The organism is Gilliamella sp. B3482 (genome assembly GCF_026536805.1).
GTDB lineage: Bacteria > Pseudomonadota > Gammaproteobacteria > Enterobacterales > Orbaceae > Gilliamella > Gilliamella apicola_E.
In genome coordinates, this window is record NZ_JAFNNL010000002.1 from 353613 (window position 1) to 369189 (window position 15577).

The 15577-nt window shown below is 34.1% G+C and carries 14 protein-coding genes; 7 read left to right on the top strand and 7 right to left on the bottom strand.

The window, feature by feature from the left end; genetic code table 11:
* Nucleotides 1-16 precede the first annotated feature (16 nt).
* The 4 genes from add to J3U18_RS04810 form a co-directional block, all read right to left on the bottom strand.
* Nucleotides 17-1180, bottom strand: a complete 1164-nt coding sequence (gene add / locus J3U18_RS04795) for an adenosine deaminase (protein ID WP_267353083.1) — start codon at nucleotides 1178-1180, stop codon at nucleotides 17-19.
* A gap of 259 nt (nucleotides 1181-1439) precedes the next feature.
* Nucleotides 1440-2678, bottom strand: coding sequence for a nucleoside permease (locus tag J3U18_RS04800; RefSeq protein WP_267353084.1), 1239 nt, complete (start codon nucleotides 2676-2678; stop codon nucleotides 1440-1442).
* 189 nt (nucleotides 2679-2867) lie between these two features.
* A complete protein-coding gene (gene deoD / locus J3U18_RS04805) occupies nucleotides 2868-3584 on the bottom strand; it encodes a purine-nucleoside phosphorylase (protein ID WP_267353085.1) in 717 nt (238 codons plus the stop codon).
* Nucleotides 3585-3627: 43 nt separating this feature from the next.
* Complete coding sequence (locus J3U18_RS04810) at nucleotides 3628-4857, bottom strand: phosphopentomutase (RefSeq protein WP_065563162.1); 1230 nt, start codon at nucleotides 4855-4857, stop codon at nucleotides 3628-3630.
* A 481-nt stretch (nucleotides 4858-5338) separates the two neighbouring features.
* Here J3U18_RS04810 and murB point away from each other — a divergent pair, with 481 nt between their 5' ends.
* From murB to birA, 3 genes are read left to right on the top strand one after another with little or no spacing between them, the layout of a single operon-like run.
* Nucleotides 5339-6349: a UDP-N-acetylmuramate dehydrogenase gene (gene murB / locus J3U18_RS04815; RefSeq protein ID WP_267353086.1), complete on the top strand. Its 1011-nt coding sequence runs from the start codon at nucleotides 5339-5341 to the stop codon at nucleotides 6347-6349.
* Nucleotides 6350-6398: 49 nt separating this feature from the next.
* Entirely contained in the window at nucleotides 6399-7511 is a 1113-nt protein-coding gene (locus J3U18_RS04820; RefSeq protein WP_065563160.1) for an MFS transporter, read from the top strand.
* Between the two features lie 7 nt (nucleotides 7512-7518).
* Nucleotides 7519-8472: a bifunctional biotin--[acetyl-CoA-carboxylase] ligase/biotin operon repressor BirA gene (gene birA / locus J3U18_RS04825; protein WP_267353087.1), complete on the top strand. Its 954-nt coding sequence runs from the start codon at nucleotides 7519-7521 to the stop codon at nucleotides 8470-8472.
* A gap of 644 nt (nucleotides 8473-9116) precedes the next feature.
* Here the strand turns inward: birA and J3U18_RS04830 are convergent.
* Nucleotides 9117-9332 carry an EexN family lipoprotein gene (locus J3U18_RS04830; protein ID WP_267353088.1) on the bottom strand — a complete coding sequence of 72 codons (216 nt, stop codon included), beginning with the start codon at nucleotides 9330-9332 and terminating at the stop codon, nucleotides 9117-9119.
* 609 nt (nucleotides 9333-9941) lie between these two features.
* Between J3U18_RS04830 and J3U18_RS04835 the strand changes: the two genes are divergently transcribed.
* The 4 genes from J3U18_RS04835 (at nucleotide 9942) to J3U18_RS04850 (ending at nucleotide 11712) form a co-directional block, all read left to right on the top strand.
* Nucleotides 9942-10223 carry a hypothetical protein gene (locus tag J3U18_RS04835; RefSeq protein WP_267353089.1) on the top strand — a complete coding sequence of 94 codons (282 nt, stop codon included), beginning with the start codon at nucleotides 9942-9944 and terminating at the stop codon, nucleotides 10221-10223.
* A 208-nt stretch (nucleotides 10224-10431) separates the two neighbouring features.
* A complete protein-coding gene (locus J3U18_RS04840) occupies nucleotides 10432-10611 on the top strand; it encodes a hypothetical protein (protein ID WP_267353090.1) in 180 nt (59 codons plus the stop codon).
* Between the two features lie 100 nt (nucleotides 10612-10711).
* Nucleotides 10712-11122: a J517_1871 family lipoprotein gene (locus tag J3U18_RS04845; RefSeq protein WP_267337435.1), complete on the top strand. Its 411-nt coding sequence runs from the start codon at nucleotides 10712-10714 to the stop codon at nucleotides 11120-11122.
* Between the two features lie 113 nt (nucleotides 11123-11235).
* Nucleotides 11236-11712: a hypothetical protein gene (locus J3U18_RS04850; protein ID WP_267353091.1), complete on the top strand. Its 477-nt coding sequence runs from the start codon at nucleotides 11236-11238 to the stop codon at nucleotides 11710-11712.
* Between the two features lie 97 nt (nucleotides 11713-11809).
* Here the strand turns inward: J3U18_RS04850 and J3U18_RS04855 are convergent, their stop codons facing one another.
* Together J3U18_RS04855 and J3U18_RS04860 are read right to left on the bottom strand one after the other, a co-directional pair.
* On the bottom strand, nucleotides 11810-12151 hold the full coding sequence (locus tag J3U18_RS04855; protein ID WP_267353092.1) for a helix-turn-helix domain-containing protein: 342 nt from the start codon (nucleotides 12149-12151) through the stop codon (nucleotides 11810-11812).
* A 757-nt stretch (nucleotides 12152-12908) separates the two neighbouring features.
* Nucleotides 12909-15203: a zinc/cadmium/mercury/lead-transporting ATPase gene (locus tag J3U18_RS04860; protein ID WP_267353093.1), complete on the bottom strand. Its 2295-nt coding sequence runs from the start codon at nucleotides 15201-15203 to the stop codon at nucleotides 12909-12911.
* Between the last annotated feature and the right edge of the window lie 374 nt (nucleotides 15204-15577).

Genomic DNA, 15577 nt, shown 5'->3' on the forward strand with positions numbered 1-15577 from the left:
TATTTCTCTGATGTTGTTAATCATTAACATATAATAAAACGAGATAATTCTTAAATCGTTCAATAATAGCAGGGTGATACTGCTGATCGTTGATTGCCTGTTGTAGACATTGCTTATCATTAATCGTAAAAAAGGCTAAAACGTCATTAAACAAACGTGATTTTTCGGTTGGTTCAATAAATGCAGCATCAATTCCACAAAGTGTAATATCAAACAGTTCCAATCGAGAAAAATGAAAAAAATGCTCAGCGAGCTTATATTCTTTCTCTATATCGGTGCCAAATATGCCTGCGTCATCGGTATTAAGCGTTATTCTGACCCCTCTATCATAAAGTTGTCGAATTGGGTGATTAAGAATATCACCATTTAACTTATTGACTAAAATACGATTACTAGTAAGCGCTATTTCTAAAGTGATCTTGTTATCAATTAAATTCTCAATCAACTTATCATCTTCAATGGCGGCGATACCATGTCCAATACGATTCGCGCCATGTTTAAGCGCTTGGATAATACTTTCAGCAGAATCAATTTCACCAGCATGATAAGATTTTTTTAAATTTAATTTAGAAGCAAGTTGATGGGCTTTTTCAAAATCATCAAAATGACCTGCTTTTTCATTACCTGCGATATTAAATCCGGTAATAAATGGGTGGGGGTTATTCTCAATAAATTGCAGTGTATCGTATACCACATCGGCACCCAGATGGCGCACGCCAATCACATGGTATCTTACAGTAATATTATGTTCTTTTTGAACATCAATAATCGCTTTATCCATTTGATTAAGCGTTTGTTTAAATCTTTCTTGATCCCAAACTATTTTACCTTCGCTTTCCATGGCACAAATATGATAGGGAGACAAAAATAGCTCGCAATAGATTAACCCTTGCTTGGCATTTCTGCTTAAAAAATCGTAAGTAATTAGGTAATAATCGTCGGGATGTTTAACAAAATTAGAGACAGTATCATAAGTTTGGATAAATGAAACAAAATCGGATTCATCATAATTATATCGACCATTTTTATAATCGGTTGCATCATATTCACCGGGTCGATAGCACAATGAATCAGGAAAAGTCAGATGATTCTTATCGGCTAGTTTTTTTGCCATAAATGGTGTAATACTACCTTCCACATGCTCATGAAGTATAACTTTTGGGATTATTTGCTTATTCATCTAGTTCTAATCTGTTTAAGTATATGCTTATAGGGCACTTGTAAATTATTCATCAGACTAAAGTGATACAACTTTTACAAGCATTTTATTCTACCTTGATAAGACAATTATTTTCCATACATTTTGTGTGACTTATCAACTTCTTTGAAATCAAGTGGCAACAATAGACAGGCAACAAATTAGATGCCTGTCTATTGATGTGGTCAAATTGGTTAATTTAGTCTATCTATTTAATGTTGACCTTGCCATGAGTTTGGTATTAATTTCTGTTATCAAGAGTATCATTCTTGAAAATAAAGACAAAAATAATAGCAAGTAATAAAGAATATCCTGCAAAAATTAACCAAATTGTACGCCAGTCAATGACACCATTTACAGTGTAAAGATCCACAACAATACCACTGATAGTTGAACCTAAATAAGCCCCAAAACCATTGGTCATAATCATAAATAAACCTTGTGCACTATTACGGATATCTGGTGAAACTGTTTTATCAACGTACATAGAACCCGAAATATTATAGAAATCAAATGCACAACCATAAACAATCATTGACAGAAGAAGTAACGTGAAACCTACAGGTGATGGATCGCCAAAAGCAAATAATCCAAACCGAGCAACCCATGCCAACATACTGATTAACATAACATACTTGATACCAAATCTTTTCATAAAAAATGGTACAAATAAAATAAATACAACTTCTGACATTTGTGAAATAGATAGCAATACTGACGGATATTGCACAACTAAACTATCAGCATATTCCGGAATACTTTTAAATGAAAGTAAGAACGGATTACCAAAAGTATTGGTAATTTGTAAAATACCACCAAGGAAGACTGCAAAGACAAAAAAGATAGCAATTCTAGGTTGTTTGAATAATACAAATGCGTCTAAACCTAAAGAACTTACAAGTGACTTTCTTTTTGACTCATCTTTAGCAATGACAATTAATGGCAATGTTAATGAATATAGGCTGAGTAAAATCGAACCGCCAGCTGCAATATAGAGCTGTACATTACTTAATCCAACTTTTAAGAAACTAACAAGCCACATAGCAACAATGAAGCCGATAGTACCAAAAATTCTTATACTAGGGAATTGCGATATAACATCAAGACCTTCTGATTCTAAACAAGAATAAGAAATTGAGTTAGAAATCGCGATAGTTGGCATAAATGCTAAACAATGAATTAAAATTACCACGACCATCATAAATGGTGTTGTGACTGAAGCGGCAATAAAAAGGGTTATTGCTCCAAATAAGTGGCAAAGCATGAATAAGCGATTAGCAGGAATCCATCTATCTGCAACAACACCAAGCAGACCAGGCATAAATAAGGATGCTATGCCCATAGTACCATAAACTGTACCTACTGTTGTTCCAGTAAAATGCAAGGTCTCCATCATGTAAGAGCCTAAAGTTATAAGCCAGCTACCCCAGATAAAAAATTGCAAGAAAAATATAACTTTAAGTTTGAACTTAATATTCATTTCGTTTCCTTATTAAATGAGTTCTCTTCTAACCTATTAGATAAAATTAATGAATAAATAAAAATTGTTATTACTATCGATGCGTTAGTTATAACGTTAAACACATTTACTGATAAAATTGATTAATGACAGTCAATGTAAAACTTTTATTTCTTAAACAAAAAAAATGGCAGAAATTCTGCCATTAATTTAATCTGAATTGAGTAATACCGACTCTAACGCAACAGTAATCATCTCTTTGAAGCCTAGCTGGCGTTCTTCGGAAGACATCGCTTCGCCTTTTCGAATATGATCTGATACCGTACAAATCGCCAACGCTTTTGCGCCATATTCAGCCGCCACACCATAAATACCAGCAGCTTCCATTTCGACACCTAAAATATTGTATTTTTCCATGATATCGAAAAGATCAGGCTCAACGCTATAAAACAGATCAGCTGAGAAAATATTACCAACCTTCACATTAACATTTAAATCTTTAGCTGCATTAACTGCATTACAAACAAGACCAAAGTCAGCGATGGCAGCAAAATCATGATCTTTAAAACGCAAACGATTCACTTTAGAATCCGTACAAGCGCCCATACCAATAACAACATCACCAAGATTAACATTTGGACTAATTGCACCACACGAACCGATACGAATAATGTTTTTAACACCATAAAACTTAATCAATTCGGTTGTATAAATAGAACAAGATGGGATACCCATTCCATGCCCCATAACAGAAACTTGTTTACCTTTATACTGACCAGTAAAACCGAGCATTCCTCTGATATTCGTTACTTCTTTAGCATTATCTAAAAAAGTTTCGGCAATAAACTTAGCTCGTAATGGATCGCCGGGCATTAATACCGTTTGAGCAAAAGCACCATCGGCGGCGTTGATATGAGGGGTAGGCATTTAACTCTCCTGATTTATTACTAAAAAACGTCCTAAACAATTGCTATTTACGAATAAATGACTTGCCATAATCCATTGGTGACAAATCAAAATAATCAGCAACACTTTGTCCAATATCAGCAAATGTTTCACGATGACCTAATGATCCAGCTGGAACACTATCACCATAAACTAAAACTGGAATATGCTCACGAGTATGATCCGTACCAGGCCACGTTGGATCACAACCATGATCGGCACTAATAATTAAAAGATCGCCTGGTTCAATAAGGGCTAACATCTCAGGTAAACGGCGATCAAAATATTCTAAAGCCGCAGCGTAGCCTGCAACATCACGTCGATGACCATAAGATGAGTCAAAATCAACGAAATTGGTAAACACAATCGTGTTATCTTTCGCTTGTTTGATTTCTTCTAGCGTAGCATTGAATAAAGCCTCAATACCTGTAGCTTTAACTTTCTTAGTGATACCTACTTCGGCATAAATATCGGCAATTTTACCGATTGATACAACAGTACCTTGTTTTTCTTCAACCAGCTTTTTAATCATTGTTGGAGCTGGTGGTTCAACGGCTAAATCATGACGATTACCAGTACGCACAAATTCACCTGGCTTATTACCTAAAAATGGACGAGCAATAACGCGGCCGATATTATAATCGCCTTTATTAAGCTCATCACGAGCTATCTCACAAACCTCATAAAGTTTATCAAGACCGAAAGTCTCTTCATGGCAGGCAATTTGAAAAACAGAATCAGCAGAGGTATAAAAAATAGGTTTACCAGAAGCCATATGCTCAAGCCCAAGCTCATCAAGAATCACTGTACCTGATGAATGACAATCACCAAGATAACCAGGCAAGTTAGCACGTTTAACAATATTATCTAATAATTCTTTAGGAAAACTATTGGTAGTATTGGTAAAATAGCCCCAATCAAACAGAACGGGAACACCCGCGATTTCCCAGTGACCTGAAGGCGTATCTTTACCCGACGAAATCTCACTGGCAAAGCCATAAGCACCAATAACTTCACCTTCGGTAGCCATTCCTTTAGGGTATGAACCAGTTGATTCATAAGCGGCTTCTATCAAACCTAACTTTCCTAAATTAGGTAATTTTAAAGGGCCTTGACGACCATGATCTGCATTACCTGAAGCACAAGCTTCGGCAATATGGCCTAAGGTATCAGAACCTTCATCACCATATTTTTTTGCATCTTCAGCACCGCCGATCCCAAAGGAATCGAGGATCATAATAAAAACTCTTTTCATAATTTCCTCTAAATCACAACTACCACTAAATATTGTAACAATCTTAAAACATAAAGTTATATAAAACCGTGATCGATAACTTATTTTTTAAATTTCATTAATAATAACGTCTACCACAAGGTTGAGTAAAATAGATTTTAACTAAATTTATAAAAAAGATCGTTAGGGTAGCTATAATACATGATAAAAAAAAACAAAAAAGGGAAAGTGTCCAATTTGTAGACTATTTGTCTAATTTTTTGACACATATATCAAGCTAAAAGTAGTTAAGATCATTAAAAAAAATTTTAATGCATAAAAGATCGTTTTGCGTTGTGATAATATAGCAAATAAATAAACAATCGACACAATAGAATAAATTGCTTTATCAAAATAGATAAAGGCATTGATTTGATACTTTTAAATAAAAAAGGCATAAAAAATGCCGAATAAAACTAATTTAATTGAATTTAAAAGTATTTCTAATAAAAGGTAGTCATTAATGAACCAAAAAATTCCTAACACATTTGCTTTAGATGTATATGCCAACCAAGTAGAAACAGTCGAAACTGTGGAACAGCTAATGCAAGTTTGGAAAACTAATACCGATAGTCAACCAATTATGATTATTGGACAAGGTAGTAATACACTATTTACTGAAAATTTTGCTGGTACAATCATTGTTAATCGAATTAAAGGATTAACTATAACCGAAACCCCAACACACTGGCATTTAAAAGTGGGTGCGGGTGAATATTGGCATGATCTAGTTGCTAACACCATTAATCAAAACATTCCTGGTCTTGAAAACTTAGCTCTAATACCAGGATGTGTAGGATCTGCACCAATTCAAAATATTGGCGCTTATGGCATTGAATTTCAAAAAGTAGCCGATTATGTCGAATTACTTGAATTTGCAACGGGTAAAATTATTCGCGTAACTGACGGCCAATATGGCTATCGTGAAAGCATCTTCAAACAAAAATATGCTAATGGTTATGCGGTTGTATATGTTGGCATCACATTACCAAAACAATGGAGCCCGGTGTTAACTTATGGTGAATTAAGGAATTTTGATCCAGAAAGTGTCACCCCAAAAATGATCTTCGACAAAGTGTGCGAAATCCGTTGTAGCAAACTGCCTGATCCTAATGTATTAGGAAATGGTGGAAGCTTTTTTAAAAACCCAGTAGTAGACAAAAAATTTGCTGATAAACTACTTGAAAAATATCCAACAATGCCAATATATCCACAAACAAATGATCAAATAAAATTAGCTGCTGGCTGGTTAATTGATCAGTGTGGTCTAAAAGGCTATCAAATTGGTGGTGCAGCAGTGCATCAACAACAAGCTCTTGTATTAGTCAATAAAGATAATGCGACAGCGCAAGATGTCGTTGCGTTAGCGCGTTATATCATAAATGCAGTATTACAAAAGTTCTCGGTGCACCTTTCGCCTGAAATTCGATTTATGGGCGCAACTGGTGAGATTGACGTGGATAAATTTCTATAACGTAAATAACGTTTATTAGACAATAAAACAGCTTATATACAACAAAATTATGAAACATTCGTATTCATTTCCTATTTTATTAACAAGTTTATTATTTGTAACCATCGCCTTATCGGCACTTAATACCCAAGTGCCACTTTGGCTAGTACGTGAACATTTTTCACTAGGACAAATAGGTTTAGTCGGCTCAAGCTACTTTACAGGTAACTTAGTGGGAACGATTATGGCAAATTGGTTTATTAGCCGATTTAACGCCAGATTCACTTACACCTATAGTTGTATTATCTTTGCGATTGCAACTATTGGATTAAGCTTTTCAATGGATTTCTATAGTTGGGCGATATGGCGATTTTTTATTGGAATAGCCTGTGCAGTTACTTGGGTGGTTATTGAAAGCTGTATCTTAGTTACGGGTACTGTTCGTACTCGCGGTAAAATGCTGGCGGTTTATCTAACCACCTACTACTTAGGTACTGTTTTAGGGCAAGCATTGCTCCAATACTTTCCGCAAAACGTACTCTATTTTGGTCTAGTAATAGCAGTGCTAATGGGGTTAGCCATCTTATTTATATTACTAACCCATTACAAATTACCTAAAAAGAAAAAAAGCAGTTTCAACATCATCCCCATGATATTGTATAAACCTTCTCGAGTTGGTTTAATTGGTTGTGCGATTGCTGGTATGTTAATTGGATCGCTATACTCTCTAATGCCAGCATACTACTCACATCTAGGTTATACAGATAACCAAGTCGCAAATTGGATGGTTTTACTAATACTTTCTGGGGTAATCGCGCAAATGCCTGCCAACTGGTGCGCAGATAGGTTTGGTCGTCGTATTGTTTTGTTGGTTGAATCAATCTTAATGATGATAGCTTGTTGTTTACTGATATTTAACCTCTATGGCGTATTAGCCATCATTTTACTTGGTGCGACCATTTACACTATCTACCCAATCTCAATGGCGTGGGCTTGCTCGTGTGTTCGCAAACAAGAAATTGTATCAATGAATCAAGCTATGTTATTAACCAATACACTTGGTAGCCTAGTTGCGCCAGCGGTAATTGCCTTTATAATGGACACATTTAACAATACCTATTTATTTATTAGTTTTGCTATAATTTCGCTTTACTTTATTGTTTTATTATCACTCAAAAAGTGAGGGTTTAATGCGCAGTAACCAAAATCCATTGAAATTAATCAATATATTAGCTGATGGGCAGTTTTACTCTGGTGAAGAACTTGCCAACCAATTTGGAATAACGCGAGCTGGCATCAACAAATATATCAAAGTGCTACGGGAATGGGGGATCACCTTATCATCCGTGCAAGGTAAAGGTTACTGCTTAGCATCACCAATAGATCTACTTGATAAAGTTAAAATCGACAACGACTATGGTGCTGATAGTCATGTGGAAGTACTGCCTATTATTGAATCAACCAACCAATATTTATTAGATAATATTGAGAAATTACAAACTGGCGACAGCTGTGTTGCCGAGTTTCAATCAAAAGCACGAGGCAGGCGTGGGCGACAATGGTTTGCACCATTTGGCAGTAATCTCTATTTCTCAATGTATTGGCGACTTGAACAGGGCATCGCAGCAGCCATGGGGCTAAGCTTAGTCGTTGGTGTTGTGATAGCCGATACGTTACGAGAAATCTCGGGGCAAGATATTAAAGTAAAATGGCCAAATGATCTCTATCTTAATGACCAAAAACTTGCAGGCATATTAGTTGAACTTGCAGGCAAAACGGGAGACTGTGCACATGTTGTTATTGGTGTTGGAGTCAACCTAATGATGAATAATCCCGATACAACTATCGTCAACCAAAAGTGGGCTAATTTAGGTAAAGTTGATCGCAATTTATTAGTAGCAAAAGTCGCGAAAAATCTAAAAGTAAAACTTCGAGACTTCGAACAACATGGACTAACACCGTTTCTTAACGATTGGCAACGGCTCGACAATTTTGTAGGGCGTCCTGTTAAATTATTAATTGGTGACGATGTGATCCGTGGCGTAGCCAAAGGTATCAATGAACAGGGTGCGTTACTCTTAGAACAAAATGGCAAAACGAACGCATTTATTGGTGGTGAAATCTCATTACGCAGTGATGAGTGAAATATCTACCGGTAATTGATTAACATGAATTACTGAAAAGTATATCTTATGATCGGAAATAAATCGGTACATAGGTAAGCGGCAAAAAATGATGCAGCTCTAAATCCCTTTTTATCTTGACTTAACCATTTAATAAATTTCAAATTATATTGATAATCTCGTCTTAAACCAGCTGTTTAAAAAAGCACCCAAAAAATTGGTGGAATTTTTCATTTTGGTATTTTAATTAATAAACAATAGGTTATAATTAAGGTGTTCCCTATATGCATAGGGTTAAACCAGCGTATTGGTAGGTTACAGATTGCTAAAAAGTTAAGTCGCAGTTTGCAATTAATCTAATATTTACAATTATTTAAGCTACATTCTCAATTGCAACAGAGAAACAAAGTGATATTGTGAAAGAACCCAATTATCAATTTCAAATAAACGGTAAGCAAACAGCATTTGCTAAATTAATTGATAGCAAGGATAGCAAAAAGAGAATTGTTCGAAGTAGATTAATCAATTGTTTAAATTAAAATAAAGCCGAAAAAGAAGTTAAGATTATAAGGCAAGATGGTAAGCTTATGATTAATAATAAAATTAATACTATAAGCTTATCACGGATTGAAATTTAAAGCCAACATGAGTAGCTTATAAAGCTATTAATTCCAGCTTGCGTTACCAACTCTATTTTTTGAGACCACTGCTTTGTGAGAGTTTTGACAATTTAAGCTATCACCATCAATTTCACCGTTCTCACATTTTTTACGATATTTATCTAGTAGTTCTTTATCATTTTTAAAATCTTCTACAGTATAGGTCTTTTCATTACATCCAGATAAAAACAAAGCAGTAATTAATATTAATATCTTTTTCATATAAAATCCTTGCAATAATTGGTTAATATTAGATTAATTTTTATAGTAGTTTTACTAAAAATTCATTTACAGCTAAACGAAGTAAATCAGATATTATTTTTAAATGCAACTTTGCTCGTTTATTTTTTTCAATATATTCTAATTCTTCATATTTATTTTCATCATTCGCTTTTTGATTATCTGTAATATCTATGAAAATGAGCGAGTTTTTAATGAACTACAAATCATGGAAGGGGAAGCGCTGAAATTAATGAATAAATCAAAAAGACACCTAAGGGTGGTTTTTTTATGCTCATCAATCAGTTTTACAATACTTGCTTGTTGAGTTTCATTATCCTTTATATGTTCTCTAACTTCATAAGCGATTTCTCTTATTTTTTTCTAATTGGTTTGGATATTATTTCACCATAAACTTGTTCTCTAGCAATATAGTAATCTGGCGTGTTTTTAATTATAAGTTCGTTGTTTTTTTTATTCACTTTTGAGCGCTCGAATGAATATATTTTCTTATGTACTTTGATTATAGAATAAACAAATTGAATTTAAAATTGGCAAAATTGATTTTATAGATAATATTTCATACCATACTTAAAAATTAAGGAGAATGGTATGAAAAAGTTATTAATTTTAATGTTTATTGGTTTTTCGATTTCAGGGTGCTCAACAACTCCAATTTCATTAAATGAAGTAAAGGACGTCCCGAAAGAGAGAGTGTTTAAATTTCAGAACGAAGTTAGTAATTATGCTAATTTAATATTGATAAGAGATAAAGGCTTGGTTGGTAGTGGTTGTTACATAAACGTATTTATTAATGGGGAAGAGGCAGCAAGGCTAGAAACTAAAGAACGTGTTTCACTGTATGCACCAAGTGGTAATATAATAATTGGTTGATCGATTCAAGGAAAGGGATTGTGTGGATTTAACCCTCCAAGACGTGAACGTGAATTTGCGTTTAAGAATGGCGAAAGAAAAGTATTTAGATTATTTATAGATCAGAATGGAAATACAGATATAATCCCAACAACTTTATATTAAAGTTGTTCAGTTCACCAATGCATAAATGGTTTAGAAAATTCAACTGGTTTTGGGATAAAACATGATGAACAATAATCTACAGATGATGCATGATTTAATTCAGAAACAACCCTGGGATGCTGATATTTTGGAAAAAATCCAAAAGTTGATTGATGCAGAACCCAATGTAGCAATTAAACGAATGATGGGGATGAGTCTGAGTGCTGTTATTAATAAAATGAATAATAGCAATAACAAAGTTTAATTAAATAAATTATTAAAAATTAACAACCTGCCCTGGCGGTTTTTTTATTGCCCAAACCCTTTAAATAACATACCATTACCTAAAATTTAAGGAGAATGGTATGAAAAAAATTGTATTGAGTTTATTTTTAATTTGTTTTGCTTTAGCTGGATGTAAAACGTTAGGGGATGTGAACGCTGATGATTATTTACGTTCAAGCCCACAAAATGTCGATAATAAAATGGTTGGGGTATGGGTTGCAGGAATGGGACCATACTTAACCACGATTAAAATAAATCCAGACGGGACAGGCTTGTTTTGTTATTCATGGAATGGGAAAGATGTTTTATATAAGTTGATTTATGATGGAAAATCATTGATTGTTCAAAGTGGTGAAAAGCTTGATGTTGATAAATTTAATTCTAGTGAAATCAACGTTACCGCTAATTACTACATGGGTAAAAAATATACGTTTTACCGCGACGATAATTATATAAAATCATCATCGTACTGTACTGCAAACGTAAAATAATTTACTCAATAAAATAATAAATTTTATAAATAAGACCGCTTTTATAGCGGTTTTTTATTGTGCAAATTTCATGAATTTCGTACTATTGACCTAAATTATTTACAGGAGAATGTATGAAAAGATTATTCATCACCATTTTGTTGCTTTTTTCATTTAGTGCTTTTACCAATGAAATTACTTACAAAGATTGGCGAGTTAATATCGTTACTGATTCAATTACAGATAAAAAAACAGTGTCAATGAAGTCAGTTTATGTATCAAACAGCGATTCAATAAGTAGCGCTTTTTTTACAGTTAGTTGTGATTCAGTCTTTATTGTTCCATTCTCCATTCATAATAGTTTGGAAGATTATGAGGATGGGCTAATTAAAGTTATTTTCAGAGTTGATAAAAATACTCCAGTAGAAATGGAATGGGAGAAAAAAAGTAGCCTATTAATTACTAATCAAAAAGAGTTTTTAAATAAAGAAATTCAGGGGGCTACAAAGTTTATTATTAGAGTTGGGTCTAAATCTACAGTGGATTTAAAATTTCCTTTAGCTGGCTATAAGAAAGCTTACGAAAGGTTAGAAAAAGAATGCTCAAATTAAAAAATAATTAACTTGTATTTATTATACAACCCGCCTAGAGCGGATTTTTGTTCTCTGTTAACAAATTTTGTCATATTATCAAGTTATTAGCGAAGAGTTAAAAATCTAAAAGTTCAGGCTTAATATGTAGCGCTTCAGCAATTTTAATCCGTGTTGTTTTTCTCAATTTTTGGCTTTTTTCATATTGAGAATATGCTGGCTGGCTAATACCGATTCTATTTGCCACTTCAACTTGAGATAAATTCAAATATTCACGCCACGCCTGAGCAGGCGAATAGTTATTATCAAAAACCATGTTCACAACCTCGCTTGGTACACCAGATTCAATATCAATTGTCTTGGATTTAGATAACTCTAAATATTGATTGTATGGTAAAACCACAAATTGCGGTTGCCCTTGTTCATTATTAATAAATTGTATATTAGTAAGTTCGGTCATCTCGTTTTTTCACCTCTTCAATAGAAACAATATAAATCTAGCCATTAAAATTAAAAACACTCGATAATTACCAACTCTTAACCTGTATTGATATTCATGGCCAGTCAATGCTTTTACATTAATACAATTTGGCATATCAGCTAAATCATTAATCTTATTATGAATTAGATTGTTGTTAGGTATTTTCCGTAACTGCTTCAATGTCTTGATTTGAAAAGCAATTTTATTCATTTTGCTTTTCTAATCAATTTTAATATAAGTATAATATAAGACTTATAAGTATTTTTAATTAAAATATAAGATTTATTTTTTTGTTTCTCTCATTCAAGAAAATTTGATATCTTGAGAAATTATGGCGGAAGAAATTACATCGCTAAAACTAAAAATTGAGGTGCAAAGCATCGATAGAGCAAGCAAAAAACTAGACGAGTATTCTCTATAAGTAGCGATAAACGTTTTGCATATAAACAAAAAAGGATGAGGATAGAGGGAAATCGAGATAGAAAAATAAAAAGCGGGTGAGTCAGTTTTTTTACTATTTTGATAATTGTGAAAATCTGCCAATATATTGATAAACGGTTTGTATATGAATCGCAGTGGTTAACTTCAAAGCGTTCCATTTAAATAAGGATTTACCAGAAGGGATTGCGTAAAGCATCCCTTCTTTAAAAGGTTTAAGAATAAAAGATAGATTACGCCATTATAAAAAGTTCGGAAACTTATCCTTTAGGAAACAGTTAAAATTAGCTGTTCACCCTTATTTTTTAACCTTAAGCAATCTTAAAGCATTGGCTGTAACAATCGCTGTGGTACCCGAATCGGCTAATACTGCAAGCCAAAGCCCAGTAATACCAAATAAACTAGTAATTAAAAATACCAACTTAATTCCTAAGGCAATTGTAATATTTTGTTTGATATTACAATTAGCGAAGCGAGTTAAACGAATTAATTTAGGTAAACTTAATAAACTATTTTTGGTTAAAGCGGCATCGGCTGTTTCAAGTGCAACATCCGTACCAGTACCCATAGCAATACCGACAGTTGCAGCCTTCATAGCAGGGGAATCATTAATTCCATCACCAATCATCGCAATAGACGTATGTTGACCTATTTTTTCGATTTCTGCTAGCTTATCTGCTGGCAACAACTCAGCACGATAATCTATGCCTAATTGCCCTGCAATTGCTTTTGCTGCACGTTGATTGTCGCCGGTTAACATCAATGTTTGTAAACCAAGTTGCTTAAGCTCAGTTATAGCAGCTACAGCATCACTTCGTAGCACATCTTGCAAAGCAATAATCCCCAACAACTGCTGATGGGTTGTAACCACCACAACGGTCTTACCACCATTTTCGAGTTGAGTGATAGTTTCAGCATCTTTAGCACTTATAGCCGTTGATACGGTTTCAATTTTATTAGGAGAGACAATAAAATAAATTTGCTGATCTAATTCACCTTGAATCCCAACGCCAGCAATCGCCTTACGATTTTGAGCTTCCTCAAAATGGATCTGTTTTTGCTTAACATAATCAACTAAAGCCTTAGCTAAAGGATGGTGTGATCCGCTTTCAATCGAGGCAACAATCGCTAATAACTCCTCGCTAGAACAATGAAGATTAATGACATCAGTTACCTGTGGCTTACCTTCAGTTAATGTTCCAGTCTTATCAAATGCCACCATCTTAATTGAACCAATATGTTCAAGTGCTGCACCGCCCTTAATCAGTACCCCATGTTTAGCTGCGCTTGATAAAGCCGAGGTAATAACAGCGGGTGTAGATATCACTAATGCACAAGGACAACCAATTAACAACAACGTCAATCCTCGATAAATCCAAGTATACCAATCGGCACCCGTCAACAATGGTGGAATTACCACCACTAAAAACGCAAATAGCGTAATTGCTGGCGTATAATATCGGCTAAACTTATCGATAAAACGCTCAATAGGTGCTTTACGATCTTCGGCATCTTCAATCAATTGCAAAATACGATCAACGGCATTTTGTCCTGATTCCGAAATCACCTTGAGTTGAATAGTATTATCCACCACTAATGACCCAGCTAAAATTTTATTACCACTTAAATAATTAACTGGAATCGACTCACCTGTTAATGCGCTCTCATCAATGCTGGCTTGTTCGCTAACCAAAATAACATCAGCAGGTAATCGTCCACCAGATGAAATTTCGATAATATCATTAGGTTTTAACGTATGGCTGGCAACTGTTTTTCTTTTACCATCGATAATAATCACCGTTTCATCAGGCATCAACTCTACTAGTGACGAAATTCCCTTCTTCGCCTTACTCGTTGCAAAGCCCTCGAGCATCTCACCGATCATAAATAAAAAGATCACCATGGTAGCTTCTTCCGCTGCTCCAATAAACAGCGCACCAAGAGCGGATATACTCATTAACGACTCAATTGCAAATGGAGTGCCACTACGGGTTAAAACAATCGCCTCCTTCAAAATTGGGATAATTCCAACAATAGCCGTCACAATAAAGGCATATTCGCCAGCAGTCTGATTCACCAACAAAATAAGATAACTTACTACAATTAAAGTACCTAAAACGGCTAAGGGAATAAATGCTTTTTTATCAAAATTATGTGAATGCTCGTGGTGATGGGATTGGTTAGGTGACGCCTCAAAAATCGGGGTATAACCTAATTCTACGACTTTATCTTCAATCATCTTTATTACCGCATCATCATGTTTTGGAACAAAAACGATTAACTTTTCAGTTGAAAAAATAATTTTGGTTTGATTAATATTGGGCAGTGTTTTAACACCGTTTTCGATTTTACTTGCGCAATGTGCGCAATCCATACCTTGAATTTTCCAAGTTAATTTAACGCCTTGGCAACTCCGCTCAGGCTCTTCGGGAGGATCTTCAATCTCATGTCCATGGTTATGTCCATCACAAGATACTGTTGGACTTTCGTTATGAGAATCATGCATATGATTATGTGCAATATTATGACAATCTCCATGACAATGGTCGTGATTATCGTGATGGGATTGCGTAGATTTGTTATTATATAACATAACGTTACCTCTATTCGTGGATGATTTTTATTGTACGCTCAAAAAAACAAAAAGAAATATTTTTAACCCACTTTTCTAAAAAAAGTTGAGGAGTGGAGTTTTTGAGGTCATAAATTAAGTTTAAACATTATTAAATGATCAAAATCGCTAATTTCAAAAATTAGAATAAATTAATAGGATCATTAATTACATTTTTAAAGATTTGTAATTTTAATATATTCAATTAAAACAGCGTATAGTGAATTATTATTTAGATCTTTTTTAGATCGTCTTTACGAAAGTTAACATAATTGAGTGAAAAAAAGTGTTGCATCGTGTTTTTCCAATCACTATACTTTTTACACGGTTTTAGTTAATAGGCTAAAATTTGACAA

Excerpts from the sequence above, each read along its gene's own strand:
- J3U18_RS04855 (WP_267353092.1), bottom strand. The coding sequence starts at position 12,151 with ATGACCGAACTTACTAATATACAATTTATTAATAATGAACAAGGGCAA.
- J3U18_RS04830 (WP_267353088.1), bottom strand. The coding sequence starts at position 9,332 with ATGAAAAAGATATTAATATTAATTACTGCTTTGTTTTTATCTGGATGT.
- J3U18_RS04860 (WP_267353093.1), bottom strand. The coding sequence starts at position 15,203 with ATGTTATATAATAACAAATCTACGCAATCCCATCACGATAATCACGAC.
- J3U18_RS04845 (WP_267337435.1), top strand. The coding sequence starts at position 10,712 with ATGAAAAAAATTGTATTGAGTTTATTTTTAATTTGTTTTGCTTTAGCT.
- J3U18_RS04820 (WP_065563160.1), top strand. The coding sequence starts at position 6,399 with ATGAAACATTCGTATTCATTTCCTATTTTATTAACAAGTTTATTATTT.
- J3U18_RS04800 (WP_267353084.1), bottom strand. The coding sequence starts at position 2,678 with ATGAATATTAAGTTCAAACTTAAAGTTATATTTTTCTTGCAATTTTTT.
- murB (WP_267353086.1), top strand. The coding sequence starts at position 5,339 with ATGAACCAAAAAATTCCTAACACATTTGCTTTAGATGTATATGCCAAC.
- J3U18_RS04835 (WP_267353089.1), top strand. The coding sequence starts at position 9,942 with ATGAAAAAGTTATTAATTTTAATGTTTATTGGTTTTTCGATTTCAGGG.
- J3U18_RS04840 (WP_267353090.1), top strand. The coding sequence starts at position 10,432 with ATGAACAATAATCTACAGATGATGCATGATTTAATTCAGAAACAACCC.
- J3U18_RS04850 (WP_267353091.1), top strand. The coding sequence starts at position 11,236 with ATGAAAAGATTATTCATCACCATTTTGTTGCTTTTTTCATTTAGTGCT.
- J3U18_RS04810 (WP_065563162.1), bottom strand. The coding sequence starts at position 4,857 with ATGAAAAGAGTTTTTATTATGATCCTCGATTCCTTTGGGATCGGCGGT.
- deoD (WP_267353085.1), bottom strand. The coding sequence starts at position 3,584 with ATGCCTACCCCTCATATCAACGCCGCCGATGGTGCTTTTGCTCAAACG.
- add (WP_267353083.1), bottom strand. The coding sequence starts at position 1,180 with ATGAATAAGCAAATAATCCCAAAAGTTATACTTCATGAGCATGTGGAA.
- birA (WP_267353087.1), top strand. The coding sequence starts at position 7,519 with ATGCGCAGTAACCAAAATCCATTGAAATTAATCAATATATTAGCTGAT.